This is a genomic window from Kitasatospora sp. NPDC018619 (assembly GCF_044391605.1).
In the GTDB taxonomy this organism is placed as follows: Bacteria; Actinomycetota; Actinomycetes; order Streptomycetales; family Streptomycetaceae; genus Kitasatospora.
Map to the genome: position 1 here is coordinate 78,503 of NZ_JBISAI010000001.1, position 23,320 is coordinate 101,822.

The 23,320-nt window shown below is 74.8% G+C and carries 22 protein-coding genes and 1 pseudogene; 6 read left to right on the top strand and 17 right to left on the bottom strand.

Going from position 1 to position 23,320, the window contains the following annotated elements; all coding sequences use genetic code 11:
* Window positions 1–91 precede the first annotated feature (91 nt).
* Window positions 92–1,075 carry a LuxR C-terminal-related transcriptional regulator gene (locus ACH5AR_RS00165; protein ID WP_396299065.1) on the top strand — a complete coding sequence of 328 codons (984 nt, stop codon included), beginning with the start codon at window positions 92–94 and terminating at the stop codon, window positions 1,073–1,075.
* A gap of 108 nt (window positions 1,076–1,183) precedes the next feature.
* On the top strand, window positions 1,184–1,378 hold the full coding sequence (locus tag ACH5AR_RS00170; protein ID WP_396299066.1) for a hypothetical protein: 195 nt from the start codon (window positions 1,184–1,186) through the stop codon (window positions 1,376–1,378).
* Window positions 1,379–1,416: 38 nt separating this feature from the next.
* On the opposite strand, the gene ACH5AR_RS00175 is transcribed toward ACH5AR_RS00170, so the two are convergent.
* The 4 genes from ACH5AR_RS00175 to ACH5AR_RS00190 form a co-directional block, all read right to left on the bottom strand.
* Window positions 1,417–2,169, bottom strand: coding sequence for a TetR/AcrR family transcriptional regulator (locus tag ACH5AR_RS00175; RefSeq protein WP_396299067.1), 753 nt, complete (start codon window positions 2,167–2,169; stop codon window positions 1,417–1,419).
* A gap of 92 nt (window positions 2,170–2,261) precedes the next feature.
* Window positions 2,262–3,560 (bottom strand): helix-turn-helix domain-containing protein, encoded by a 1,299-nt coding sequence (locus ACH5AR_RS00180; protein WP_396299068.1) that lies wholly within the window; start codon window positions 3,558–3,560, stop codon window positions 2,262–2,264.
* 128 nt (window positions 3,561–3,688) lie between these two features.
* Entirely contained in the window at window positions 3,689–4,507 is an 819-nt protein-coding gene (locus tag ACH5AR_RS00185; protein ID WP_396299069.1) for a hypothetical protein, read from the bottom strand.
* A 268-nt stretch (window positions 4,508–4,775) separates the two neighbouring features.
* Window positions 4,776–5,387 carry a flavin reductase family protein gene (locus tag ACH5AR_RS00190; RefSeq protein WP_396299070.1) on the bottom strand — a complete coding sequence of 204 codons (612 nt, stop codon included), beginning with the start codon at window positions 5,385–5,387 and terminating at the stop codon, window positions 4,776–4,778.
* A 308-nt stretch (window positions 5,388–5,695) separates the two neighbouring features.
* Between ACH5AR_RS00190 and ACH5AR_RS00195 the strand changes: the two genes are divergently transcribed.
* Window positions 5,696–6,109: an ArsR/SmtB family transcription factor gene (locus tag ACH5AR_RS00195; RefSeq protein WP_396299071.1), complete on the top strand. Its 414-nt coding sequence runs from the start codon at window positions 5,696–5,698 to the stop codon at window positions 6,107–6,109.
* Here the strand turns inward: ACH5AR_RS00195 and ACH5AR_RS00200 are convergent, their stop codons facing one another.
* The 7 genes from ACH5AR_RS00200 to ACH5AR_RS00230 form a co-directional block, all read right to left on the bottom strand.
* The gene (locus ACH5AR_RS00200; RefSeq protein ID WP_396299072.1) at window positions 6,110–6,547 is read right to left on the bottom strand and encodes a GNAT family N-acetyltransferase; all 438 of its coding nucleotides are present in this window, start codon (window positions 6,545–6,547) and stop codon (window positions 6,110–6,112) included.
* Between the two features lie 283 nt (window positions 6,548–6,830).
* On the bottom strand, window positions 6,831–8,282 hold the full coding sequence (locus tag ACH5AR_RS00205) for a nitrate/sulfonate/bicarbonate ABC transporter ATP-binding protein (RefSeq protein ID WP_396299073.1): 1,452 nt from the start codon (window positions 8,280–8,282) through the stop codon (window positions 6,831–6,833).
* Window positions 8,283–8,296: 14 nt separating this feature from the next.
* Entirely contained in the window at window positions 8,297–10,054 is a 1,758-nt protein-coding gene (locus ACH5AR_RS00210; RefSeq protein ID WP_396299074.1) for an ABC transporter permease, read from the bottom strand.
* A gap of 159 nt (window positions 10,055–10,213) precedes the next feature.
* On the bottom strand, window positions 10,214–10,765 hold the full coding sequence (locus ACH5AR_RS00215) for a hypothetical protein (protein WP_396299075.1): 552 nt from the start codon (window positions 10,763–10,765) through the stop codon (window positions 10,214–10,216).
* Between the two features lie 45 nt (window positions 10,766–10,810).
* On the bottom strand, window positions 10,811–11,200 hold the full coding sequence (locus ACH5AR_RS00220) for a winged helix-turn-helix domain-containing protein (RefSeq protein WP_396299076.1): 390 nt from the start codon (window positions 11,198–11,200) through the stop codon (window positions 10,811–10,813).
* Between the two features lie 138 nt (window positions 11,201–11,338).
* Window positions 11,339–11,596, bottom strand: a complete 258-nt coding sequence (locus ACH5AR_RS00225; protein WP_396299077.1) for a hypothetical protein — start codon at window positions 11,594–11,596, stop codon at window positions 11,339–11,341.
* A gap of 60 nt (window positions 11,597–11,656) precedes the next feature.
* The gene (locus ACH5AR_RS00230) at window positions 11,657–13,306 is read right to left on the bottom strand and encodes an NRAMP family divalent metal transporter (RefSeq protein ID WP_396299078.1); all 1,650 of its coding nucleotides are present in this window, start codon (window positions 13,304–13,306) and stop codon (window positions 11,657–11,659) included.
* Between the two features lie 551 nt (window positions 13,307–13,857).
* Between ACH5AR_RS00230 and ACH5AR_RS00235 the strand changes: the two genes are divergently transcribed.
* Window positions 13,858–15,162, top strand: a complete 1,305-nt coding sequence (locus tag ACH5AR_RS00235; RefSeq protein WP_396299079.1) for a YhgE/Pip domain-containing protein — start codon at window positions 13,858–13,860, stop codon at window positions 15,160–15,162.
* A gap of 45 nt (window positions 15,163–15,207) precedes the next feature.
* Here ACH5AR_RS00235 and ACH5AR_RS00240 read toward each other — a convergent pair.
* From ACH5AR_RS00240 to ACH5AR_RS00260, 5 genes and pseudogenes are all read right to left on the bottom strand, one after another.
* Window positions 15,208–15,393: pseudogene (locus ACH5AR_RS00240) on the bottom strand (hypothetical protein); the annotation flags it as partial.
* A 46-nt stretch (window positions 15,394–15,439) separates the two neighbouring features.
* Window positions 15,440–16,357 carry a LysR family transcriptional regulator gene (locus ACH5AR_RS00245; RefSeq protein ID WP_396299080.1) on the bottom strand — a complete coding sequence of 306 codons (918 nt, stop codon included), beginning with the start codon at window positions 16,355–16,357 and terminating at the stop codon, window positions 15,440–15,442.
* A 3-nt stretch (window positions 16,358–16,360) separates the two neighbouring features.
* Window positions 16,361–17,308, bottom strand: coding sequence for a formate dehydrogenase accessory sulfurtransferase FdhD (gene fdhD / locus ACH5AR_RS00250; protein WP_396299081.1), 948 nt, complete (start codon window positions 17,306–17,308; stop codon window positions 16,361–16,363).
* 26 nt (window positions 17,309–17,334) lie between these two features.
* Complete coding sequence (locus ACH5AR_RS00255; protein ID WP_396299082.1) at window positions 17,335–18,627, bottom strand: MFS transporter; 1,293 nt, start codon at window positions 18,625–18,627, stop codon at window positions 17,335–17,337.
* A gap of 215 nt (window positions 18,628–18,842) precedes the next feature.
* Window positions 18,843–19,307, bottom strand: a complete 465-nt coding sequence (locus tag ACH5AR_RS00260) for a GreA/GreB family elongation factor (protein WP_396299083.1) — start codon at window positions 19,305–19,307, stop codon at window positions 18,843–18,845.
* Between the two features lie 306 nt (window positions 19,308–19,613).
* Here ACH5AR_RS00260 and ACH5AR_RS00265 point away from each other — a divergent pair, with 306 nt between their 5' ends.
* Entirely contained in the window at window positions 19,614–20,093 is a 480-nt protein-coding gene (locus tag ACH5AR_RS00265; RefSeq protein WP_396299084.1) for a very short patch repair endonuclease, read from the top strand.
* On the opposite strand, the gene ACH5AR_RS00270 is transcribed toward ACH5AR_RS00265, so the two are convergent.
* Window positions 20,086–21,429: a DNA cytosine methyltransferase gene (locus ACH5AR_RS00270; RefSeq protein WP_396299085.1), complete on the bottom strand. Its 1,344-nt coding sequence runs from the start codon at window positions 21,427–21,429 to the stop codon at window positions 20,086–20,088. The genes ACH5AR_RS00265 and ACH5AR_RS00270 overlap by 8 nt on opposite strands.
* A gap of 435 nt (window positions 21,430–21,864) precedes the next feature.
* Between ACH5AR_RS00270 and ACH5AR_RS00275 the strand changes: the two genes are divergently transcribed.
* Window positions 21,865–23,256, top strand: coding sequence for a PIN-like domain-containing protein (locus tag ACH5AR_RS00275; protein WP_396299086.1), 1,392 nt, complete (start codon window positions 21,865–21,867; stop codon window positions 23,254–23,256).
* Window positions 23,257–23,320 lie beyond the last annotated feature (64 nt).

A 23,320-nucleotide genomic window follows, 5' to 3' on the forward strand; every position in this document is an offset into this window, starting at 1 on the left:
AGTCACCGTCCATCTTGCCGGTTCGGATGCCTGGCGGTAGCCGGTACGGGCATTCGTGAAGCCGCAATGCCGAAGCCGGAAGGATGCCCAGATGTGCCCAAGCCAGGACAACTGCGCGGAAAGGGGAACACCCCAGCTCTGCGACCGGGGCATCGAGTTCTACCGCACGGCGCTGGCCGAGGGGGAGGCGAGCGGCGAGGCCCCCGAGTGCCTGCTCGCGATGGGCCTGCTGCGCCCGCTGCCCGGCACGGGTGGGCGGCTCGCCCCCGTCCCGCCCGACATCGCCGCCACCGGGATGGCCCGCCCGCTCGAACTCGCCGTCCTGGCCCAGCAGGAGCAGCTCGCCGCACTGCGCACCTCCTTCCACGCCGCCGAGCACGCCTACCGCGACGTCATGCGGCGGGCCCAGCTGCCGATCCGGCTGCTGGCCGGGGAGGAGATCAACCCCGCCCTGGAGAAGGCCGTCGCCGACTGCACCGAGGAGCTGCTCACCGCACAGCCGGGCGGCGGCCGCGGGACCGAGCAGCTGGCCGACGCGCTCCCGCGCGACCTCGCCCTGGCCGGCCGCGGGGTGCGCCAGCGCACCCTCTACCAGCACACCGTGCGCTCGCACGGCCCCACGCTCGCCTACATCGAGCAGGTCACCGCCCAGGGCGCCCAGGTGCGCACCCTGAACGAGGTCTTCGACCGGGTGATCATCTGCGACCGCTCCACCGCCTTCATCCCGGCCGGCGCCGACCGCGAGGCCGCGGCGATGCTCATCCAACTCCCGCCGCTGGTCGAGTACCTGCTCAAGATCTTCGAGCTGATGTGGGAGCGCGCCGAGCCCGTCACCTACCAGCAGGGCCACCACCGCCCCCGGCTGCTGACCTCCCGCACCCGCCAGAACGTGCTGCGCCTGATGGTCAACGGCTACACCGACGAGGCCATCGCCTCCCGCCTCGGCATGAGCACCCGCACCGTCTCCAGCCACATCCAGAAGGCCAGCGAACTCCTCGGCAGCCGCAGCCGCGGCCACCTCGGCTACATCATCGCCCGCCAGGGCGTCCTCGACGAGCCCCTCGACGACCTCTGACGGGCCGGCGCGACCGCGCCCAGGGCGAGGACGGTGGGGAGAAGCCCGGTGTGCGGGCGGTGCGGGAACTCCCCCACACGCGCACCCCACGACGAAGGCGGTGATCCGTTGGCATCGACGGTGAAGGACACGGGCGGCGGCCCGAGAGCGGACGCGGCGGGCAGTCCCCGCGTCGCGATGCGCAGGCCGCTCGGCCTGGTGGTGCTCGACCGGGACATCCTCACCGGGCCGCCGGAGGAGATCGCCTCGGCCCGGGTGCTGCGCGCCTACGTCGGCGGGGAACTGGTGCACGCGGCGGACTGAGCGGGGCCGGGGCCGGCGGAGCGGCGCCCGGCCGGGCCTCAGCCTTCGCCGGCCCGCAGCCGGGCCTTAGCCTTCGCAGGCCCGCAGCCGGGCCTCAGCCTTCGCAGGCCCGCAGCTGCCTCCAGCAGCAGCTCCAGGGCGTCCGGGTAGCCGCTGCGGCGCATGCCGGCCGCGAGCAGGTGGGCGGTGGCTGCGATGTGGGGGTGGTCGGCGGTGTCGAGCCGGCCGTAGGCGGCCTGCCAGACCCGCGGGTCGGCGCGCGGGGCGGCGGACGGGAGGGCGAGCGTGGCGGCGTCCAGGGCGGCGAAGCCGAGGCTCTGGTCGACGAAGGCGTGGTAGATCCGGACGGCCTCCGGGTCGGGGAAGCCCGCGGTGTGCAGGACGTCGAGGATCGCCTCGACGGCGGCGATCTCGTGGGCGCGGCCCGTGGTGCGGTGGGCGGCGAGGACGGCGGCCTGGGGGTGGGCCTGGTGGCTGGAGTGGATGCGCAGGCCGACGGCCCGCAGGTCGGCGCGCCAGTCGCCGGTGGGCCGCCGGCCCTGCTGGGCGCGGCCGACCAGCCCGTCGGCTATGGCGAGCAGCAGGTCGTCGGTGCTCTGCAAGTAGCGGTAGACCGCGCTCGGGTCGGCGCCGAGCGCGGCGCCCAGCCGCCGTACGGTGAGCGCCTCGGCGCCGTGCGAGCCGATCAGCCGGATCGCGGTGTCGACGGTCAGTCCGGCGGACAGCACCACGCCCTGCCTGGTGGGGCGGCGCCGGCGCCGCTGCGGTTCGGGGACGACGCGGTCGGTCATCCGCCGCGGTTGTGCCGACGGTACTGGCAGGAGCCAGGGGCGGGCGGGACCGGGACCGCCGGCCGCATCCCCGACCCCACGGGACGGAACACCTAGTCCTCGGCGTGGGCCGGGGCCCAGGAGGTGCCGTTGTGGAAGTAGTTCGGGGCGCCGTGCATGCCCACGGTGCGGAAGGGCTGCTGGTCGCCGGAGCCCACCTGCATGGTCCCGCTGAGGCCCTTGCCGGTCCACTCCAGTTCGAGGTACCAGCTGACGTCCTGGGAGCGGGTGGCGGCGTCCACGTCGATCACCTGGGGGTCGGTGGCCGAGATCCGGTACGGGAAGGGCGTCGGGTCGGTCCTTCCGCGGCCCTGCGTGCCCGGGGCGGGGACGAGGTGCGGTGCGGCGGCGTCGAGGTCCACTGCGAAGGCCGCCGGTTCGAGGCCGCCGCCGCAGCCGGAGCCGGGCGTGTAGGCGTTCCACTTGGGGGCGGGGCGGGCGCTGACCACCTGGACGTACATGGCGTTCAGCACGACGGCGTCCGAGTCCGCGCCCAGGGCGGTCAGCTCGATGCGCAGGTGCCCGGCCGGGACGAGGCGCTGGGAGGACGCCCAGCCGTCGATCCGGCCGGAGGAGGACGGGGGCGGGGGCATCTGGGCCGGGGAGCGGGGCGAGAGGAACCACTGGTCGCAGGGGGAGCCCCAGTTGTTGCCGAGGACCCGGACGCTGAACGGGGCGGGGAGGTCCTCCGGGGTCTCCGGGGTCTCCGGGGCCTTCGCGGCCGGGGTGTCCGTGGGGGCGGAGCCTGCGGCGGCGGGCGCGGTCGGTGCGGCGGGCGCCGGTGCGGTGGCCGGTGCCGTGGCGGCCGGTGCGGTGGGCGAGGGGGCGGAGGCGTGCGGGGTGCGGCCGGCGTCGCGCAGGCCGAAGCCGTAGACCACCGCGGCCAGCGCGGCCACGGCGGTCGCGCTCAGCAGCACCCGGCGGCGGACGCTGCGGCGCGGCGCGGCGGGCGCGGGGGGCAGGGCACTCACCAGCTCCTCCTGCGAAGCCTGGTCCGAAGACTCGTCCGAGGCCTCGCAGGAGGCCTCGGCGGGCGCGGCGGCCACCGGGGGCGCCTCCGGCGGCGGGGCCTCCGCCGGAGCCCCGGCCGGGGCCCCGGCCTCCCGGCGACGGGCCGCGTCGGCCAGGATCCAGCGGCGGTGCAGCTCGACCAGCTCCCCCGCGTCCGCCCCGCAGGCCCGGGCCAGCCGCTCCACCGGCGCGTACTCGGCCGGCACGGCGGCCCCGTTGCAGTAGCGGTGCAGGGTGGAGGTGCTGACGTGCAGCCGGGTGGCCAGGGCGCCGTAGCTGCGGCCCGAACGCTCCTTGAGCCCGCGCAGCATCGCCGCGAACTCCTCGGTCTCCACACCCATGTGCTGCCTTTCCCCCCACCGCCCGGGCCCGGCCCGGGACACCGTCGGTCCGCGGATCACCGTACCGGCCGGCCCGGGCAGGGCCCTGACCAGGGGCGGGGCGGTGGGGAAGGGCGGCAGAGGGAGGGTCAGCTCCTGCCGGCGGTCTGGGCGGAGGCGGCCGCGTCGGCGACGTTCTCCCGGTAGAGGCCGAGCTTCGGCTGCTTGCCGACCTTCGCGCCGGCGCCGAGCGGGAAGGTCCGGGCGTCGGAGTTGGGCATCTGGTCGTCGGCCAGCACGTTCAGCTCGTTCCAGTCTCCCGAGCCGCCGCTGCCGGGGTTGAGGTCGACCACCGCGTAGGTGCTCCTGCCGGGGGCCAGGGCGTAGGCCGGCGGACCGCCGAGGCCGCCCGGCACCAGCGGCGTGACGCTGTCGCCGCGGTCGGCGGCGTTCGCCTTGCCGATGGCGACGAGCGGGTAGTAGCTCAGGCCGCAGTAGGTGCTGCCCTGGTTGTGCACCTCGATCACCCGCTGGTCGGGCGCACCGGCCCGGGTGGACACCTTGACCGTCAGCTTGTCGGCCTTGCAGGAGTGGGTGTAGGCGTACGCCTCGTCGCCGCCGGCCGCGGTCGTGCCGCCCGCCGCGGGGGCCGCCACCGGGGTCCTGGGGCGGGCGGAGCCGGCCCCGGCCGGTGCGGCGGGAGCGGCGGGAGCGGCGGTACCGGGAGCGGCGGCGCCGGGAGCGGGGGCACCGGCGGTCGGCTGGGCGGTGGGCGCCGCCGGGGCGGTGGGCTCTCCGGCGCCCGGCGCGGTGGTGGCGGCGGTGCTCTGCGCGGGCTGCGCGGCCGGGGCCGGGGCCGGGCCGCCGCCGTCCGGCCCGCAGGCGGTCAGGGCGAGGGCGGCGCCCAGGGCGAGGGCGGCCGGGACGAACAGCGAGCGGCGGGCGGACACGGTACGGCGATCGGACATGGAGGTTCCCCCGGAACGGTGCGGATGCGGATGCGGAGCGGCGGGCCGTCGGCGCCGACCGCTGGGCAGCACTCTGGTCCGCCGGCCGCCCCGGCCGCCAGACCTTCCGGCCGAGCCGGGACGCTGGAACGGTTCCACCCTCTCTGACCTGCGCTTTCGCCGCCCCCTGGAACGGCCGCAGGGAACGGCCACGGGGGCCGGGGGGAGAGGAAGGGCTCCGGGGCAGCGGGGCCGTGGCCCGCGGGGTCGGGCTCCCGCCGGTCGGGCGTCAGCCGTCGACGGCGTAGCGGTCCCGGGTGCGCACGAAGTCCGCGGCGCCCATCCGGCCGACCGCGCCGAGGCGGTCCAGGTCGACGTGGAAGCCGGCCTCGTCCACCAGCCCCTCCTGCACGACGACGTGGACCACCTCCCCGACGACCACGAGGTGATCGCCGACCGGCAGCACCGAGGAGGTGCGGCACTCGAAGGCGATCGGCGAGCCGTCGATGCGCGGCGAGCGGACGGCGTGCCCGGGCAGCGCGCGCAGCCCGGCCGGCTCGTACTCCGACTCGCCGTACGGGAGGGGCTTCGCCGCGGTGGCGGCGGCCCCGGCGTGCTGCTCGACCAGGACGTTGACGGTGAACTCCCCGGTGCCGCCCTCGGCGGGCAGGCGGGCGTTGCGGCAGGAGTCCTTCTCGGTGCCGTCGGCCAGCCGGCCGGCGCAGAAGAGCAGCGCCATCGGGGAGTGGCCCACGGCGGTGAAGTACGAGAAGGGCGCCAGGTTGACGGCTCCGCCGGGGGAGACCGTGCTCACCATGGCGACCGGCCGGGGGACCACGCTCCACAGCAGCAGGCGCTGTCGCTGGCGGGCGGTCATGGATGCCACGTCGACGTGCAGCATGCGGCGGCGCTCCTCGGGGCGTCGGGCTTCGGACGGGCGCTTCGGCAGCTGTCCCGCGGTCCTTCGACCCATCCTCCCCGTCCGGACCGGCCGCGACAGGGTTCTGACGCAACCGGAGGAGACCTGACACCACCGGGCAGCCCGGTCCGCTCGCCCTCGGTACGCGGCAGGGCGGGGCCGAGCGCGGCAGGTCGCGGCAGGACGGGGCCCGAGTACGGCAGGGCGGGGCCGAGCGCGGCAGGGCGGGGCAGGGCGGGGCCGGGCTTCCCGGCTCCGGGCGTCCGCGCCCGGCTCGGTACGATCCCGGTATGGGTGGTGCGCGGGAAGAGGCCTGGGACGCCGAGGCGGCCGAGCGGGCGGTGGCGGTGCTGAAGGCGGTGGCTGACCCGTCGCGCTACCGGCTGCTGTGGGCGCTGAGCGGCCGGGAGCTGCCGGTGAGCGAGCTGGCCGAGCTGCTGGGGGCGCACGTCGCGGCGACCTCCCAGCACCTGGCGAAGCTCCGGGCGGCCGGGCTGGTGGTGGCACGCCGGGAGGGGACGCGGATCTTCTACCGGGCCACCGAGGTGCGCGGGCTGCTCACCGAGGCCGCGCTGGTCGCCCAGGACCTTCCCGCCCGCCGCGACGGCGGTGACGACGACGGCGCCGCCCCGGCCGGGGCGACCGCGCGGCAGCCCTTCGCCCGCCCGGCCCGCGCGGTGCGCCGCCGCCCGGCGACCGGTTAGCTAGCTGACTGGAAGCGCCACCACGATCTCCTCGTCCTCGAAGTCCCCGGTCGGCTGGAAGCCGAACGAGGTGTAGAGGCGGCCGGCGGAAGTGTTGTCCGGGTGGTACGAGAGCCGGATCTCCCGGCACCCCGGCAGCGCCGACAGGCGCTCGATCACGGCGCCCAGGGTGGCGCGGCCCACACCCTTGCCCTGTTCGGCCGCGCTCACCACCATGCCGCCGATCCAGTGGGTGCCGTCCTCGTCGTCGTACGCCCACATGACGTGGCCCACGACGTCGTCACAGGCGCGGACGGCGAGGGACGTCCACACCTCGCCGCGCTGGGAGAGCAGGAGGTAGCGCGCCGCGAGCGCGGCCACGTACCGGCGCTGCTCGTCGGCGGGCGCCACGTCGGCGACATCGCGCCAGTTGTCCTCCGTGATGTCCTCAAGCGTCACGGCCCGGCCCTGGCGGTCGGTGAACTGCTGCGTCCTGCGTTCTCCGCATCTGTGCTGGTCAGAGCAGGTGAGCGTAGCCAGTCACACAGGTGCCCGGGTAGCGGTTTTCCGGTGCCTGCCGGGGCGCCCGGATGGCGGGGCCCAAGGGGCGGACCGGCTGGGCGAGTTCGGCGCGGAAGAGCGTGTCGGGCGAGGGGGTACGGGCGCGCAGGTGGCCGTACTGTCATCGGCCGGACGGCTCCCAGCCGAGGACGCCCAGCCGAGGACGCCCAGCCGAGGACGCCTAGCCCGCGGCGCCCGGCCGGTTCGCCGGCCGGTACTCCTGGCGGTCGGCGTCGTACCCGAAGAGCCCCGCGTAGCGGCCCCAGTCGGTCGCGGTCTCCAGCTGCCGGTCGGTCTGCTCGACGGTGTAGTGGCGGCCGAGCAGGTCGCGCAGGAAGCCGGCGCGGACGGTGGCCCCGGGCCGGTCGCCGAGGCTGTTGGCGATCAGCTTGACCAGCGGCACCTCCAGGGCCGCGGCGGCGAAGACGGCGCGGGAGTCCTGGACGTCGGCCCCGGCGTAGGCGCTGCCGGTCTCGGTGAGCAGCAGGTCGTCCCCGTGGACCTCGGCGAAGCCGAGCAGGTCGAGGGCGTCGACCTGGGGGAGCAGGTCGTCGATGTCGAGCCCGAGTTCGTCGGCGAGGCCGGCCAGGTCGCAGCTCCCGCCGCGGTGGGCGACCGTCTCGGCGAGCCCGGAGAGGCCGTCGACGCCGGCGGTGGGCAGCGGGGTGTTGGCGACGGTGCGGCGGTCGGGAGCGGGGTCGCTGCGGCCGGGCGCCCGGGTGTCCCTGGGGCGGCCGGTCATGATCCGGTACACCCGGTCCACCCGTTCGTCGAAGGCCGCCGAGTCGCGGTCGCGCGGCCGCTCCAGGGCGACCTCGACGGTCTCGCGGATGGTCCCGTACGGGCGGGTGCCGAGGACCACGATGCGGTCGGCCATCAGCACCGCCTCCTCGATGTTGTGGGTGACCAGCACGACGGCCCGGGTGGGGAACTGGCCGGAGTCCCACAGCTCCATCAGCTCGCCGCGCAGGTTCTCGGCGGTGAGCACGTCGAGCGCGGAGAACGGCTCGTCCATCATCAGCACGTCCGGCTCGACGACCAGCGCCCGGGCGAAGCCGACCCGCTGGCGCATGCCGCCGGAGAGCTCCTTGGGGTAGGCGGACGCGAAGCCGGTCAGGCCGATCAGGTCGATGGCCTGGGCGGCGGCGCGGGCGCGCTCCCGGGGCGGCACCCCACGGGCCTCCAAACCGAGCTCGACGTTCTGCCGGACGGTCAGCCAGGGCAGCAGCGCGAAGGTCTGGAAGACCAGCGCGGTGCCGGGGTTGGCGCCGGTGAGCGGGGCGCCGCGGTAGCGCACGGTGCCGGAGCTGGGCGGGATCAGCCCGGCCAGGCAGCGCAGCAGGGTGGACTTGCCGGAGCCCGAGCGCCCGAGCACGGCGACGATCTCCCCGGCCCGTACGGTCAGGTCGATGCCGGAGAGCACCGGCAGTTCGCCGGCGGCTCCGGCATAGGCCTTGGTCAGGCCGACGGTTTCCAGCAGGACCTCGCCCTGCCCCTCCGCGGCCGTGGCCGGAGTCGGGGCGGTGGCGTGAGCCGTGCCGGGAGCCGGGGCCGCGGCGGGAGCCGGAGCCCGGGCCGGCCCGGGGGCAGGGGTGGCGGCGGTGGTGGTGCGGCGGCGGAACGGCAGGCGCATCGGCGGACTCCGGACTACAGCGAGTAGCGGCGCTCGGCCAGCCGGTACAGCCGGCGCCAGAGCAGACGGTTGAGGAGGACGACGTACAGGCTCATCACCGCGACCCCGGCGAGCAGGCGGGGGTGGTCGCCGTGTTCGGCGGCCCGGGCGATGTACGCGCCGAGGCCGGTCGCGGTGAGCGTGGTGGAGCCGAAGGTGACCACCTCGGCGACGATGGAGGCGTTCCAGGCGCCGCCGGAGGCGGTGATGCCGCCGGTGACGCACGCGGGGAAGACCGCCGGGACGATCAGCCGCCGCCAGCGCTGCCGGCCGCGCACGCCGAGGTCGTCCATGGCCTCGCGCAGGTCGGTGGGCACGGCCATGGCGCCGGCGATGGCGTTGAAGAGGATGTACCACTGGGAGCCGAGCGCCATCAGCAGGATGCCGCCGAGGTCGATCGACACCCCGGTGCGCAGCAGCAGCCAGACCACCAGCGGGAAGGCGAAGTTGGCCGGGAAGCCGGCCAGCACCTGGACGACGGGCTGGGCGATCCTGGTCAGCCGGGGCGAGAAGCCGATCCACACGCCGACCGGCACCCAGACCACGGTGGCCACCGCGACCAGCACCACCACCCGGGCCAGGGTGGCGAGCCCGAGCAGCAGCGGCTCGCCGAAGACGCCGAGGCCGGTGCGGTCGGCCAGGTAGCGGCCGAGGTCGACCACGCCCCAGAGCACGATGCCGCCCGCGACGAGGGCGAAGGCGACGTCCCCGGCCCGCCGCCGGCCGGCGTGCACGGCGGCCGGGCGCCCGGCGGTGCCGAACACCCGGCCGGCCCGGTTCAGGGCCCGCCCGAGGGGGCGCAGCGCCCCGCCGAGCGCGGCGGGCAGGCGGGAGCGGCGCAGCAGGTCCAGCACGACCGAGCGCTGCACCTCGGTGGCCTCGGCCTGCTCGTTCTTGAACCGTTCGGCCCAGGCGGTGAGCGGCCGCCAGAACAGGAAGTTGACGCCGACCACCAGCACCACCATGGTGGCGATCGCCCAGCCGACCCGGCCGAGGTCCCCGGCGGCGATCGCCGCGCCCGCGTACGAGCCGACCCCGGGCAGGGCGTACCGCTGGCCGTTCACGGTGATCGCCTCGGAGGCGACCAGGAAGAACCAGCCGCCGCCGAAGCCGAGCATGCCGTTCCAGACCAGGCCGATCATGCCGGAGGGCAGTTCGACCTTCCAGAACCGCGTCCACCGGCTGAACCCGAACGAGCGGGACAGCTCGTCGAGCTCGCGCGGCAGCGAGACCAGCGCCTGGTAGAAGGCGAAGGTCATGTTCCAGGCCTGGGAGGTGAAGACGGCGAACACCGCGGCGCACTCCAGGCCGAGCACCGAGCCGGGGAAGAGCGCGAGGAAGCCGGAGACCGCGACGCTCAGGAAGGCGAGCACCGGCACCGACTGGAGGACGTCCAGCGCCGGGATCAGCACTCGCTCCAGCCGGCGGCTGCGGGCGGCGGCGTAGGCGTATCCGAAGGTGAAGACGACGGAGACGACGAGCGCGGCGAACATCCGCAGCAGCGAGCGCAGCGCGTCGTACGGCAGCCGGGCCGGGTCGGTGTCGACGGCCGCGTCCGGGGCGGTGGAGAAGCGCAGGGCGCCGCCCTGGCCGAGGCGCAGCAGCAGGTGGAGCAGCACCAGGACGGCGGCCGCGACGACCAGGTCCACCCACAACCGTCCGCCGAGGCGGCTCGCCGCCCGGGCGGGCAGCGGCGCCCGGGGCGGGCCCGGGACGGACTTCGGCAGGGTCATGGCGGTACCTCCGGCGCAAACCCGGGCAGTCTGCTCCCTCGGTGCGTCCGTACGCAAACCCGTTCGTGCGTCCATGGGCAGTCCCGTTCGTGCGTCCGTGCGCAAACCCGTTCGTGCGCAGACCCGTTCGCCCGCCGGTCCGCCCCGGGCCCCGGCCCGCTACCCGTCGGCGGAGGCGTGCCGCCGGGCGGCGGTGACGAGCAGCCGGGAGGTGCGGACGGGCAGTTCCAGGTGCCGGGCGATCCACTGCGGGTCGTGCCCGTGGGTGGCGAACACCCAGGCGGTGTAGAGCCGGCCCAGCGCGGGCGCGCCGGGGGCGAGCAGCAGCGGGCGGACCAGGTCCATCGGGAAGCCGTCCAGCGAGCGGGCGCTGAACCACTGGGCGTCGTCGCGGAGCGGCCCGTGGCCCGCCCGGGCCGTGCCGCCGCCCGCCCGGGCCGCGCCGTCGCCCGCTCGTGCCGCGCCGTCGCCCGCCCGTGCCGCGCCGTCACCTGCCCGGGCCGTGCCGCCGCCCGCCCGCCGCCGACTGGTGGCCAGCAGCAGGGCGAGCAGCAGCCCGGCGACGGAGGCGCCGATGAGGGTGCCGGACAGGAAGAGCCGCAGGGGGTGGGGCGCGAGGCCGACGGCGAGGCCCTCGGCGGTGGTCAGCAGCAGGACGCCGCACAGCGCGGCCCCTCTGCCGGTCCTGGGGAACAGGGCGGTTCGGGTCATCGCGGGTCCTCCTTCGGGTCGGTGTCGGGTCCTTCGGGGGCGGGGTCAGGCGGTGCGGGCCAGCCGGGGGTCGTACTTGTAGCCGATCTGGCGGACGGTGGCGATCGCCTCCCGGTGCCCGGGGCCGAGCTTGCGCCGGATCCGGGCGATGTGGGTGGCGACGGTGCGGGAGTCGCCGGTGTCGGGGCGGCCCCAGACGTTCTCCATCAGCTGGCGCCGGGAGTGCACCCGCAGCGGGTTGCCGACCAGGTGCGCGAGCAGCTCGAACTCCAGGTACGGCATGGTGACGGCGCGGCCCTCGACGGTGACGGTGCGCTGCTCGGTGTCCACCACCAGGCCGGGTGCGGGGGCCGGTACCGGGGTCGGGCGCCGGGAGGGGGCGGTGACCGGGCGATCCGAGAACAGGGCGTCGATCCTGGGGTAGCGCAGGGCCATGGGGTCGGACTCCTTCGGGGTCGTGGGCGAACGGGTCGGGGCCGGAGGGGGTGGGGGCCGGAGCGGGTGGGGCCGAGAGGGCAGGGCCGGAGGGGACAGGGCCGGAGGGGGCGGGGCGGGCCGTCCCCTCCGGGCCGCTCAGCGCTCCGGGTGCCAGGCGGCTTCCAGCCGGGTGGTCCCGTCCGGAGCCGTGACGGCCCGCCAGCGGGCCCGCAGCCGGCCGCCGCCCGCCCCGCCCCCGCCCGCCGGGCCGGCGGCCGGAGCCGGGGCGGCCCGCAGGACGGGGTGGTCGAGCGGGCTCGCCGCCAGGCGTCGGCCGACGGCGGCGAGGGCGGAGCGCAGCCGGCCCCGGTCGGTGGACGGACGGGCGGGCCGGAAAGCGGCGACGACGGACATGGCAGGTCACCTCCGTGACGGGTCGGTGGACGGGGCGGGGTGCGGCGGGCAGCCGCCGGCTCAGTGGTGGAGCGCGGTCTGGACGATCTTGACGACGACCATCGCCATCGCGACCAGCAGGTAGGCGCGCAGGGCGCCCATGCCGACCTTGCGGGCGGTGGACAGCACCGGCTTGTCGAGGGTCGCCAGCGGGGGCATCCGCCAGTCCGCGCGGCCGGTGCGGTCGATCGGGTCCTCCTTGGTGCCGCGCCGCCCGAGGGTGAAGAAGTACCCCGCGACGAGCACCCCGGCGACGCCGCAGCCCGTCATGATCCGCAGGATCGCGTCGGAGCCGATGTCCGGCCAGACCACGGCGGCGGTGAGGACCAGCGAGAGCATCACCAGCACGCCGACCACCGCCGAGGTGAAGGCGTTGGTCCTGGGGCCGTTCACCCAGGGGCCGAGGACGGCCCGGTCGTTGCAGAGCAGCAGCAGGAAGACGGTCGCGGAGGGCAGCAGCACCCCGGCCAGCACCTGGACGAACTGGGTCATCAGGCCCTGGGTGTAGTCGGTGGAGAGCAGCGTCACCGCCGCCGCCACGACCACCAGGCCCGCGTAGATCCCGTAGAAGCCCTTGGCGCCCTTCACCCCGCGGTGCAGCGAGTGCCGGATGCCGAAGACGTCGCCGATCGCGTACGCGGTGGACAGGGACACCGCGAAGGCGCCGATGATCGAGGCGTCCAGCAGCGCGACGGCGAACAGCACGCCGGCCAGGCGTCCGGCCTTGTCCTCGATGCCCCGGGCGACGGCGGCCGCGTCGGAGAACTGCCCGAAGCCGTCGGTGCCCGCGAAGGCGGCGGCGGTGAGGCCCATCATGGCGGCGGCGCCGACGATCACGACCACGATGCCGATCCACAGGTCGGCCTTCTCGTACCGCATGAAGCGCGGGGTGATCCGCTTGTCGATCACGTACGACTGCTGGAAGAACAGCTGCCAGGGCGCCACGGTGGTGCCGACGATGGAGATGACCACCAGCATCACGGCCGCGAGCCGGCCGCCCCCGCCCGGCATGCCCGGGACGACGAAGTCGTGCGCCATCCGCGAGGTCGCCGGGTGGACCATGAAGTAGACCGGCACCAGCAGCAGCGAGCCTATGCACAGGGTGATGGCGACCCGCTCGAAGCGCCGGAACGAGCCGGTGAAGGCCGAGGCGATGATGACGCCGGCCGCCAGCACCACCGAGGCCGCCTTCGGCAGGCCCAGGTACCCGGCGGCGAGGGTGACCCCGATGAACTCCGTGACCAGCGTCAGCGCGTTCAGGAGGAAGAGGTCGATCACGCTGAACGCGCCCCAGAACCTCCCGAAGCGCTCCAGGATCAGCCGGGCGTGCCCGACACCGGTGACGGCACCCAGCCGCAGCACCATCTCCTGGTTGACGTAGAGCACCGGGACGAGCATCAGCAGCGTCCACAGCAGCTGGGTGCCGTAGTCCTGGCCGGCCTGCCCGTAGGTGGAGAAGGCGCCGGCGTCGTTGTCGCCGACCATCACGATCAGGCCGGGCCCGACGATCGCGAGCAGGGTCTTCAGCCGGGCCGACAGGCCGTGGCGGGGGGTGGTGTCGTCGAGCCGGATGGTGCCGAGCGCACCCTTGATGTCGCCGAGGTGCGCGTCGTCCAGGACGGCCGAACGCGGCTCGGGGGCCGTGGAGTTCAACGTGGCGTGGGTGGTCATGGGGTTCCTCCCTGGGCCCCGGGCAGGCGGGGCGGGTCGGAGGCAGGCGGCAGCGCTCCCTGCGGGCGGGCACGGCACACCGGCGCGCGGCGGCGGGGCCCGTACGGACGGCGTGCGGGCACGGCGGGGCCGCGTGCGGGCGTGACGTGGCGTCGCGACTGACGGACCGTCAGGGCGGCGTGCAGGGAAGGGCGTTACCGCGTGCCGGAGGTGTACGAGGGCAGGCGGGGGTAGGGGCGACTGTGGCCCGGACTACTGCAATCCATGTCTCTCGCCTCCTCCCGGCCGGCGCACCCCGTGGCGCGTGATCATCGACGCGGCAAGGAGTTCACCGGCCCGCGCAGCGCGACCGCCGGTTCACCCCAACGCTCAGAGCTTAGTCCCGTCCGGGGGTGATACTTGCGCACTTGGTTAAACCTTTACCTTTCCGGGGTGGTCCGCCAGGGCGGCGGCCACCCGGGTGACGGGGGTTTGGCCGCCGGACCGGCACGGAACGACTTCCCGCCGTACCGGCGCGCGGCACCAGGGCGTGCCCGAAACCGAGGGGCGGCATGGCGACCACGGACTCCCAGGGGGCTCCCCGGCAGGCACGGGCACTGGCACTCGCCCGGCGCCCGAAGCTGTGGCTCTTCCCGAGCATCCTGTGCGGCCTGCTGGCCGTCGTCCTCTCGCTGCTCTACATGGGCGGCATCCTCGACCCGAGCGGGCACCTGCACCGGATGCCGATCGCCCTGGTGAACGAGGACCAGGGCCCGCCCCCGCCCGGCCAGCCGGAGCCGCTCGGCGCCCGGCTGGCCGGCGCGGTGGTGGCCGGCACCCCCGGCAGCACCGTCCGGTGGCGGCAGGTGGACGCGGCCGGGCTGGACGAGCTGCTCGCCTCGGGCAAGGTCTACGGCGCGCTGGTCGTCCCGAAGGACTTCTCCGCCGCCGTCACCGCGCTGGTCGCCGGCGGCGCCACCGAGCGGCCGACCGTCTCCGTGCTGACCAACCCCGGCCTGGGCAGCCTCGGCTCCTCGATGGCCGCGCAGATCGCCCAGAACGCCGCCCACCAGGCCTCGCTGGCCGCGGGGAAGCAGCTGCTGGCCGCGCTGCCCCCCGCCGCCGGCGCCCCGGGCCCGGACACCGGCGCCACCGCGCGGCTGCTGCTCGCCGACCCGATCGCCGTCACCACCCGGGTCGGCCACGCGATCGGCGGCCACAGCGGGCTCGGCCTGAGCGCCTTCTACTACACCCTGCTCGCCGTGCTGACCGGCTTCATCGGCGGCAACATCATCCACAACGGCGTGGACGGCGCGCTCGGCTACAGCGACAGCGAGATCGGCCCCTGGCACACCCGCCGCCCGACCGTCCCGATCAGCCGCACCCAGACGCTGCTGCTCAAGATGGTCATGACGGCCGGGATCATGCTGCTCACCTCCGCGCTGGTGCTGCTCTGCGCCGTCGGCATCCTCGGCATGGACGCCCCGCACCAGGCGCTGCTCTGGGCCTTCTCCTTCTGTGCGAGCCTCGCCGTGGGCCTCGGGGTGCAGGCGATCAACGCCGCGTTCGGCGGGATCGGGCAGCTGGTGTCGATGTTCGTCTTCATCGCGCTGGCGTTGCCCTCCTCCGGCGCCACCGTCCCGCTCCAGGCGGTGCCGGGCTTCTACCGCTTCCTGAGCGTCTTCGAGCCGATGCGCCAGCTGAGCGACGGCATCCGGGCGATCCTCTTCTTCGACGCCCGGGCCGACGCCGGGCTGACCCGCGGCTGGGTCATGATCGGCGTCGGGGTGGTGCTGGCCCTGCTGTTCGGCTTCGGGATGACCCGCTACTACGACCGCAAGGGCCTGCACCGCTGGACGCCCCAGCCCTCCGACTGAGGCCGGGCCGGGGCCTTGGCGACAGGTCCTAGCTAGGAACCTGGTGACCGTCACCGGCAGGTGCTTCATGATCGGCTGGTCGCTCCGGGTGCTGTGGTCGCCGATCGCGCACAGCACGTTCAGCTCCGGCATGTACCCGGCCGCGCAGCCGCGCGGGACGCCGTACGGCACGGCCAGGTGGCCGTGCACCGAGCGGGTGCTGCCGTCCCGGGCGGTGCTGGTGACGTCCACCCGGTCGAACCGCTCCAGGCCGGGGCGCTGCGGGGCGCTCGGGTGGCTAGCGGTCGGGCAGGGCCCCGAGGAGGGCGGAGAAGTCCGTCCGCCGGGCGACCTCCAGCAGGGCGCGGGCCGTCACCGGGCCGGGCTCCCGGGCGGTGGTCACCAGCGCGATCGGCGCGCTGTGCGCGGGCTCCACCAGCGGGACGGCCCGCATCCCGGGCGGTACGCCGAACACGTGCAGCCAGGCGTACGGCACGATGCTCGCCCAGCGGCCGGTGCGGACGTGGGCGAACAGCGAGGCCACCGAGTCGGTCTCGACCCGGGGCGCCGCCGCCAGCCCGAGGCCGGCGAACACCCCGTCCAGCACCCGGCGGCCCTGCATCCCCGGGTGCAGCAGGCACAGCGGCAGCCGGGAGGCCTCCACCCAGGTCGCCCGCGGGTGGCGCGCCCACTCCTCGGCCGGGCCGGTCAGCAGGACGTACCGCTCCTGGTAGAGCGGGAGCGCCCGCAGGTCCTCGGCGTCCGGCCCCGGCAGGTAGCTGAGGCCGGCGTCGATCTCGAAGTTCCGTACCCGGCGCAGGAGTTCGTCGGAGCGGAGGTCGGTGGACAGCTCGACGGCGACGAGCGGGTGGGCGTCGCAGAAGGGTCCGGTGAGCAGCGGGACGGCGCCGGAGGCGGTCGGCACCGAGCCGATCCGCAGCCGTCCGCTCAGCCCGGTGCGCAGCGCGTCCACCTCGTCCCGCAGGGCGTCCCGGTCGGCCAGGATGCGCTGGGCCCGCAGCACGATCCGCTCGCCCTCGGGGGTCAGGCCCTCGTAGGCGCGGCCGCGCCGCACCAGCAGCACCCCCAGCTCGTCCTCCAGCTTGCGCAGGCCCTCGGAGAGCGCGGGCTGGGAGACCCGGCAGGCCTCGGCGGCGCGGGCGAAGTGGCGCTCGCGGGCGAGCGCGACGAGGTACTCGAGCTGGCGGAGGAGCATCTGCTACCCGGCGGCGGTGGTGTCGGCGGTGGTCTCGGCGGTGGTGTCGGCGGTGGTCTCGGGCGCGGTCGCGGGCTTGGTGTCGGCCCCGGTGGCGGCGGTGGTGCCGGTGGTGGCGCCGGTGGTCGCGGTGTCGACGCGGTCGGTGCGGGTGTAGACGTTCATCGAGTCGCCGCGCAGGAAGCCGACCAGGGTCAGCCCGGTCTCCTCCGCGAGGTCCACGGCCAGCGAGGACGGCGCGGAGACCGCCGCGAGCACCGGGACGCCGGCCATCACCGCCTTCTGTACCAGTTCGAAGGACGCCCGGCCGCTGACCATCAGCACCGTGCCACGGGCCGGCAGCAGGCCCTCGCGCAGGGCGTGGCCGACCACCTTGTCCACGGCGTTGTGCCGGCCCACGTCCTCGCGCAGGCAGAGCAGCCGCCCCTCGGCGTCGAACAGCCCGGCCGCGTGCAGGCCGCCGGTGCTGTCGAAGACCTTCTGGGCGGCGCGCAGCCGGTCCGGCAGCGCGGAGAGCAGCGCCGGGGTGACGCTCAGCCCGTCCTCGGCGACGCTCCACGGCGCGGTGGTGCGCACCGCGTCCAGGCTGGCCTTGCCGCACAGGCCGCAGGAGGAGGTGGTGTAGAAGTTGCGCTCCAGCGAGGCGTCCGGGGCGGGCACGCCGGGGGCGAGCAGGACGTCCACCACGTTGTAGGTGTTGCCGCCGTCGGCGGTGGCGCCGGCGCAGTAGCGGATCCCGGCCACCTGCCCGGCGGCGTGCACGACGCCCTCGCTGACCAGGAAGCCGGCCGCCAGGTCGAAGTCGCTGCCCGGGGTGCGCATGGTCACCGTCAGCGGGCGCCCGCCGACCCGGATCTCCATCGGCTCCTCGGCGGCCAGGGTGTCGGGACGGTACGAGGGGGTGCCCCGGCGCAGCCGCAGCACCCTGCGGGGGACGGTCACTCGGCCCATGGTGGTCGGCTCCTCGGTGGTCGCGGTCAGGTCGGTACGGATGCATCCTCCCTCCTGGCGGCGGCGGGCGGGACGGACGGGGTGCTGGGGGCGGCGCGGGTGTCCGGGGCGTCGGGGGCGGGGGCGTCGAGGGCGCCCGGGGCGGCGGGCAGGTGGCGGCGGCTGTGGGCGGCGGTGACCGCCAGGCAGAGCAGGCCGATCGCCGCCATGCCCGCCAGCAGCGCCGGGTAGGAGGCGGTGCCGGCGGTGCCGGCGAGCAGCAGCGGGGTGAGGAACCCGCTGGAGGTGGTGCTCTGGTAGAGCGAGGCGGAGGTCGGCCCGGAGGAGGGCGGGGTGAGCCGCTCCACCTCGTGCAGCCCCGCGCCGAGCGTCAGCCCGTACCCGGTGCCGAGGACCACGGCCGCCGCCACCACCAGGGCCACCGAGCCGCGGGCGGCGGCCTCGGCGCCGAGCAGCAGCCCGGCGATCACGGTGGCCATCGCGGTCAGGGTGGCCCGGGCGCTGCTCGTGTCGTCCAGCCGGGCGGCGAAGGGCTGGGCGACGACGCCGGTGGCCAGCGTCAGCGCCGCGACCAGGCCGCTGAACAGCGGCGCGTAGCCGGGCACCCGGTCGGCGACCAGCGGCGGCAGCACCACGTACGCCACGGTGGCGGCGCCGAGCACGGCCGGGCTCGCGGGCAGCACGACGTAGCGGAACCGGGGGTGGCGTGCTGCCGCGGCGCGCGGCGGCGGCGTGCCGCCCCTGCTCCGGGCGCGCTGCGGGAGGCCGCGGGTGGCCCGCAGGACCACCAGGCAGCCCAGCGCGTGGGCGAGGGCGGGCAGCACCGTCGGGGCGGGCAGCCACTCGGCGATCACCCCGGCGGCCAGCGCGCCCGCCGCGAAGCCCGTACCGGTGGCGTACATCGCCCGGCGGGCGCCCCGCTCGGGCGGGACGCCGGGCCCGGAGAGCTCGCGCAGCCAGGCCGTCCCGGCCACGAAGACCAGCCCGGCCGCGAAGCCGGTGGCCAGCCGGGCGGCGAACACGGCAGGCTCCTGCGGCAGCGCCAGCACGGCACTGGCGGCGGCGGACAGGCCCAGCGCGCCGCGCACCGTCCGCCGCCGCCCGTACCGGTCGGCGGCGGACCCGCCCAGCAGCAGCCCGGGCACCAGCCCGACCAGGTAGACGGAGAACATCGCGGCCAGCGACAGGCCCGACCACTCGGTGCGCGCCCGGTACACGGTGGCGAGCGCGGTGAACTGGTTGGCGCCCCACGCGGCGACGGCGACGGCGGCGGCCGCCGGGAGCCAGCGGCGGGCGGAATCGGCGCCGGGTACGGGCATTTCCTCGGTAGCGCCCATTCCCTGCCCTGCTCCGTTCCGGAATTCCCGCTGCCCGACCGTCTGCCGAATTCCCGGCCGTTTCCGGGTTTTCGCAGGTCCAGTCTGTGGGCGGTCGTCCCGGGGCGTCAAAGAAGCCGTTCCGATATGCCGATAGGCGGCACCTATCGGGATATCGGAACGAGCCCGGCGTCGAAGCGCTCCGAATTCCTGCCGGGCTACCCCGTCTCGCCCACCGACAGCACCACCGCGCTGGCCGCACCGGCCGGGGTGTCGTAGGTGACCGTCTCCCCGGCGTGCCGTCCGAGCAGGGCCTTGCCGAGCGGGCTGTCGTAGGTCACCAGGGTGAGGTCCCGCTCCTCGGCCAACTCCGAGACCTCGACGGTCTCCTCCGTGCCGTCGTCGAACCGCACCGTCACCGTGGACCCCACCCCGACCACCCGCGCGGACGGCTCCCCGGCCACCGCGGCCTCCCGCAGCCGGGCCTCCAGCTCGGTGATCCGCCGGTCCAGCCGGTCCACCTCGGCCGCCCGCTGCAACTCGTCCGCCGCATCCGCCGCGTCCCCCGGCTCCACCCCCCGCAGCGTCGCGGCCACCTGCCCCCGCTCCACCCGCAGCTGCGCCAACTCCTCCCGCACCGCCCGCAGGCCCTCGGCACTGATCGGTTCCGGCTCACCGCTCATCGCACGCTCCCGGGGCTGCTCGTCGCCACCACTCGAACACCGGCCGCCTCCCATTACCCCACCCCGGACAGGGCCGGGCAACTCCGCACCGGGGGGGGCTGCCAGGGGTCGTCGGCCGCCACCCCGTGCCGATGCACCGAGCGGCCAGCTCCAGGCCCTGTGGCCACTGGCGGCCGCTGCCCGCGGCGAGCGCAGCGGACAGCCCGCAAGGGAGCACTAGGCTGGTAACACCCGACAGGTGGAGCAGTGTTGAGGACCGCGGTCGCGCCGGACGGCCGACCCTCCGGAGGAACAGGAGCCGATGCCGTGGCCAGTGGTACACCGGTGGAGACGCCGCAGCAGTGGGCCCCGCCGCCCGGGTCCTGGGCGTCGTCGGCAGCCAACCGCCGCAGCATGGTGGGGAACCGCAGCCGGGACACCCAGCCGGAGCTCGCACTGCGGCGGCTGGTCCACGCTGCGGGGCTGCGCTACCGGGTGGCGGCTAAGCCGCTCCAGGGCATGAGGCGCAGCGCGGACCTGCTGTTCCGTCCCGCGAGGGTCGCCGTCTTCGTCGACGGTTGCTTCTGGCACGGGTGCCCGGACCACTTCGTCCCGCCCAAGACGAACCCGGACTACTGGCGGGAGAAGATCGGCCGCAACGTCCAGCGGGACCGGGACACCGATGCCCGGCTTGAGGCCGAGGGCTGGCTCGTCCTGCGGTTCTGGGAGCACGAGGCAGCGGAGTCCTGTGCGCCGACTGTGGTCGAGTACGTCCGGCAGCGACGCACAGGCGGGGCCGTCAGCTGACCTTCCCCCGGTGCTGGGCGAAGTAGTCGTGGCGGGCGTGGTCCTGCTGGCCGATGAAGGCCTTGAACTCCCCGAGCTGGTACGCCAGCTCCCCGTTGCTGCGGGCCGTCTTCTCCACGTGGAAGTCGCGCTCGATGTGGGCGATGCGGCGCTCGATCTCCGGTACGGGGAGCTTCTTGCCGCCGGACACCGCGATGAGGTCGGCCATTTTCTGCGCGGTGAGAGGGGCTTTGCCAGGGTAGTGGCGGAGCAGCAGGTACACCGGGTCGAGGTCGGGACGCGCCCACTCGACCGAGTCCTCCCGCTTCTTCTCCTTGCGCAGTGCGCTCTTGATGGCCTTGCCGAGCGCCTCGGCGACGGGTGGCGGGAACGCGTTGCCGATCTGGCGGTAGACGGTGGTCTTGCGGCCCTGGAACTCCCAGTAGTAGTCCTCGCCGCTCCAGCCCTGGATGCGGGCGACCATGGCCGTGGTCAGCTTGGGCAGGTGGTCGCCGCCCTTGTCAGCCCCGGGAGCTTTGTCGGCCACGCCCATCGCGTCGACCCCGAGCTCGCGCCAGGCGGCCTTGGCCCTGGTCGGGCCCAGGTCGGCGCCGCCGTGCTTCTTGGAGCCCCCGACGATGGTGGGCGCGATGGCCGAGGCCTTGGCGGCCCAGGCCTCCACGTGCTCAGCTGCCCAGCCGTCCTCCGCCATGAGGTCCTTGAGGAGCTCGCCGACCGTGGGGGGCTTCTCGGCCGAGGGCTCAGGCCAGTGGAAGTACTCGGCGAACTCCTTCTGCAGCGCGACCAGGACGAACCGCGGCCGCAGCTGGGAGACGCCGAACTGGTGGGCCTCCAGGAGCCGCCACTCGCCGACGTACCCGGCGTTGTGGAGGAGTTCGAGGATGTGCTGGCGGTACGCGGAGAACCGGTTGCCGCTCAGGCCCTTGACGTTCTCCAGGAGCAGCGCCTTCGGCTGGATGTCGGTGCACAGGTGGACAGCCCAGGCGAACAGGTCGCGCTCGTCCGTCGCACCGAGCTGGTTGCCGGCGATGCTGAAGGGCGGGCAGGGCACGCCTCCGGCCAGGAGGTCGACGCCCTTGTGGTCGTAAGGGTCCCAGAGGGCCTTGTCGGCAACGTCTCCGACCTTGACGATCGACTTCGCCGTCTCCTGGGCCTCCTCAGGGCTCGCGCCCTCCTCGGCCACGAGGAGCCGGGCGAGGTTGTGGCTGAGCGTGGTAGCAGCGTTGCTGTCGAGCTCAAGGGCGAGCCTGTGAGCAAACCCGGCCCTGTGCAGGCCGAGGGACTGACCGCCCGCGCCGGCGCAAATTTCCACCACCTCAAGGCGCTCCGATGCCATGAGACCTCCTCTCGGTGGCGCCCCTGCTGTGGCGGACGCCGACATGTTCCACTACTGCTCGCAGCCGACTACGCGCTGCTACTGCCGACGACAGTGCGCGAGGAGCTGTTCACCGTGCTCTGAGAGCTGCCCCGGGTCAGGCGCCACCAGCAGAACCAGAAGCCTAGGCGACGGCACTGACACAGCCCAAAATGCCGCACCGGCGGCGCGGTCCGTATCGGGCGGTGGACATCGGGGGAGGGGCCCGGGCCTCGCCCCGGGGCCTGGCAGGTACGGGTGCGAACGGGAGGCGCGGCAGAGCAGAAGGTCGGGCCGGAACTATCGCGACGGCTCCGCTCCGTAACTGCGCCTTGACGCGACCAGTCCGCCTGGCCAGGATGGTGGGCCTGCTAGGGGAGGAGACGAGGGACGTTGGGCCAGGCAGACCTACCGATGGTGGACCAGTTCAGATCCTGGATCCTCCCCGACAGCGGCACCCGTGCGGCCGATCGCAAGGCGTTCTTCGAGTCCGCTCTCGTCGTGCTCGACACCAATGTGCTGCTCAGCCTCTACGAGTACAACCCTTCGGTGCGCAACCAGGTCCTCGCGGCCATGGAGCAGATCTCGGACCGGCTCTGGCTCCCTTACCAGGTAGGACAGGAGTTCGTGCGGGGGCGGCACCGGGTGATCGTCGAGCGCGGCAAGGAGCTCGGCGATGCCGCCGCCACCATCGACCGCCACCTGCAGCAGGCGTACAAGGCGGTTCTGGCGGCCAGTGCTCACGTGCAGCGGCTGCTGCTGAAGTACGCCAACGACCACGCCGCGTACAGCAGCCTGGAGGAGGCGATCAACCAGGCCACGGTCAAGAGCCTGCTGAGCGAGTGGCAGGACCTGTTGAAGGGGCACGCCAAGGAGCTGAAGTCCGGCCACGACCTCGTCCCGGCCGCTGTCGAGGCGGACGACCCCGTCCTGCCCCGGGTGGCGGCGTTGTTCGGCGGCCGAATCGCGCCGCCGACGGAGTACGCGGTGGTGCAGCAGAGGCTCGAGGAGGCCCTGCTGTTCCGCTTCCCCAACGAGATCCCGCCGGGATTCGCCGACGAGGGGAAGGGCAAGCCGCTCGACCAGGCCGGCGACTACCTCATCTGGGCCGAGATCCTGGACCGGGCAGCCCGCCCCGATGTGGAACGGGTGCTGTTCGTGTCCGCTGACACGAAGAAGGACTGGTACCAGGAGCTCGACCGCAACGGCGGGAAGCGGCCGTGGCCGCAGCTGTTCACGGAGCTCCGGCAGCGGACCGGCGCGGAGCTCCGCGTCGAACAGCCGCGGCAGTTCTTCCAGGGGATCGAGGAGTTCCTCGCACCGACTATGGAACTCACCAGCGCCACCTACGAGGAGATCGACCGCGCGGCGGAGGCGGTGGTGCAGCGAGGCGGCACCGACCAGCAGCCCCCGGTGACGGACGACAACGCCCACGTGGTCGTGCCGCCGGACGGCCTCGCTCTGGCCGCATACCGGGCGGCCGGGCTCACGACGCGGACGGCGAAGCAGCTGGCGGAGTCCGAGCGGCGCCGCCACTTCCAGTGGTGGCTCATCGGGGTGACGGCCGAGTTCGGGTACCGCGACCCTGCGGAGGACGAGCCCCCCGTAGAGCTCTGCGCGGCGGTCCGGTCCGAGGCCAGGCCCGCGCCGGAGTGGTATCCGGGCACGGAACTGGCGCAGGGCGAGTGGCCCTACCGGAGCGACACCTGGGTCGCCCCCTGGTTCGTCCAGCTGGTGCGTGACGTCGGAGAGACCGACCGGCTGCCGCTGCAGCGGCTGGCCGCGCGCCAGGTGCAGCTGAAGGCCTGACCGGCGGCCACCCGGCCGACACCGGCCGGTCGATAGGCTGTCGGCGCGAGCCCACCCCCCCTGA

What these genes read in the sequence shown, in the direction of transcription:
- ACH5AR_RS00245 (WP_396299080.1), bottom strand. Translation starts at nt 16,357, where the DNA reads ATGCTCCTCCGCCAGCTCGAGTACCTCGTCGCGCTCGCCCGCGAGCGC.
- ACH5AR_RS00165 (WP_396299065.1), top strand. Translation starts at nt 92, where the DNA reads ATGTGCCCAAGCCAGGACAACTGCGCGGAAAGGGGAACACCCCAGCTC.
- ACH5AR_RS00175 (WP_396299067.1), bottom strand. Translation starts at nt 2,169, where the DNA reads ATGACCGACCGCGTCGTCCCCGAACCGCAGCGGCGCCGGCGCCGCCCC.
- ACH5AR_RS00260 (WP_396299083.1), bottom strand. Translation starts at nt 19,307, where the DNA reads ATGAGCGGTGAGCCGGAACCGATCAGTGCCGAGGGCCTGCGGGCGGTG.
- ACH5AR_RS00230 (WP_396299078.1), bottom strand. Translation starts at nt 13,306, where the DNA reads ATGACCACCCACGCCACGTTGAACTCCACGGCCCCCGAGCCGCGTTCG.
- ACH5AR_RS00270 (WP_396299085.1), bottom strand. Translation starts at nt 21,429, where the DNA reads ATGGCATCGGAGCGCCTTGAGGTGGTGGAAATTTGCGCCGGCGCGGGC.
- fdhD (WP_396299081.1), bottom strand. Translation starts at nt 17,308, where the DNA reads ATGGGCCGAGTGACCGTCCCCCGCAGGGTGCTGCGGCTGCGCCGGGGC.
- ACH5AR_RS00235 (WP_396299079.1), top strand. Translation starts at nt 13,858, where the DNA reads ATGGCGACCACGGACTCCCAGGGGGCTCCCCGGCAGGCACGGGCACTG.
- ACH5AR_RS00210 (WP_396299074.1), bottom strand. Translation starts at nt 10,054, where the DNA reads ATGACCCTGCCGAAGTCCGTCCCGGGCCCGCCCCGGGCGCCGCTGCCC.
- ACH5AR_RS00225 (WP_396299077.1), bottom strand. Translation starts at nt 11,596, where the DNA reads ATGTCCGTCGTCGCCGCTTTCCGGCCCGCCCGTCCGTCCACCGACCGG.
- ACH5AR_RS00190 (WP_396299070.1), bottom strand. Translation starts at nt 5,387, where the DNA reads ATGCTGCACGTCGACGTGGCATCCATGACCGCCCGCCAGCGACAGCGC.
- ACH5AR_RS00215 (WP_396299075.1), bottom strand. Translation starts at nt 10,765, where the DNA reads ATGACCCGAACCGCCCTGTTCCCCAGGACCGGCAGAGGGGCCGCGCTG.
- ACH5AR_RS00195 (WP_396299071.1), top strand. Translation starts at nt 5,696, where the DNA reads ATGGGTGGTGCGCGGGAAGAGGCCTGGGACGCCGAGGCGGCCGAGCGG.
- ACH5AR_RS00205 (WP_396299073.1), bottom strand. Translation starts at nt 8,282, where the DNA reads ATGCGCCTGCCGTTCCGCCGCCGCACCACCACCGCCGCCACCCCTGCC.
- ACH5AR_RS00255 (WP_396299082.1), bottom strand. Translation starts at nt 18,627, where the DNA reads ATGCCCGTACCCGGCGCCGATTCCGCCCGCCGCTGGCTCCCGGCGGCC.
- ACH5AR_RS00180 (WP_396299068.1), bottom strand. Translation starts at nt 3,560, where the DNA reads ATGGGTGTGGAGACCGAGGAGTTCGCGGCGATGCTGCGCGGGCTCAAG.
- ACH5AR_RS00185 (WP_396299069.1), bottom strand. Translation starts at nt 4,507, where the DNA reads ATGTCCGATCGCCGTACCGTGTCCGCCCGCCGCTCGCTGTTCGTCCCG.
- ACH5AR_RS00220 (WP_396299076.1), bottom strand. Translation starts at nt 11,200, where the DNA reads ATGGCCCTGCGCTACCCCAGGATCGACGCCCTGTTCTCGGATCGCCCG.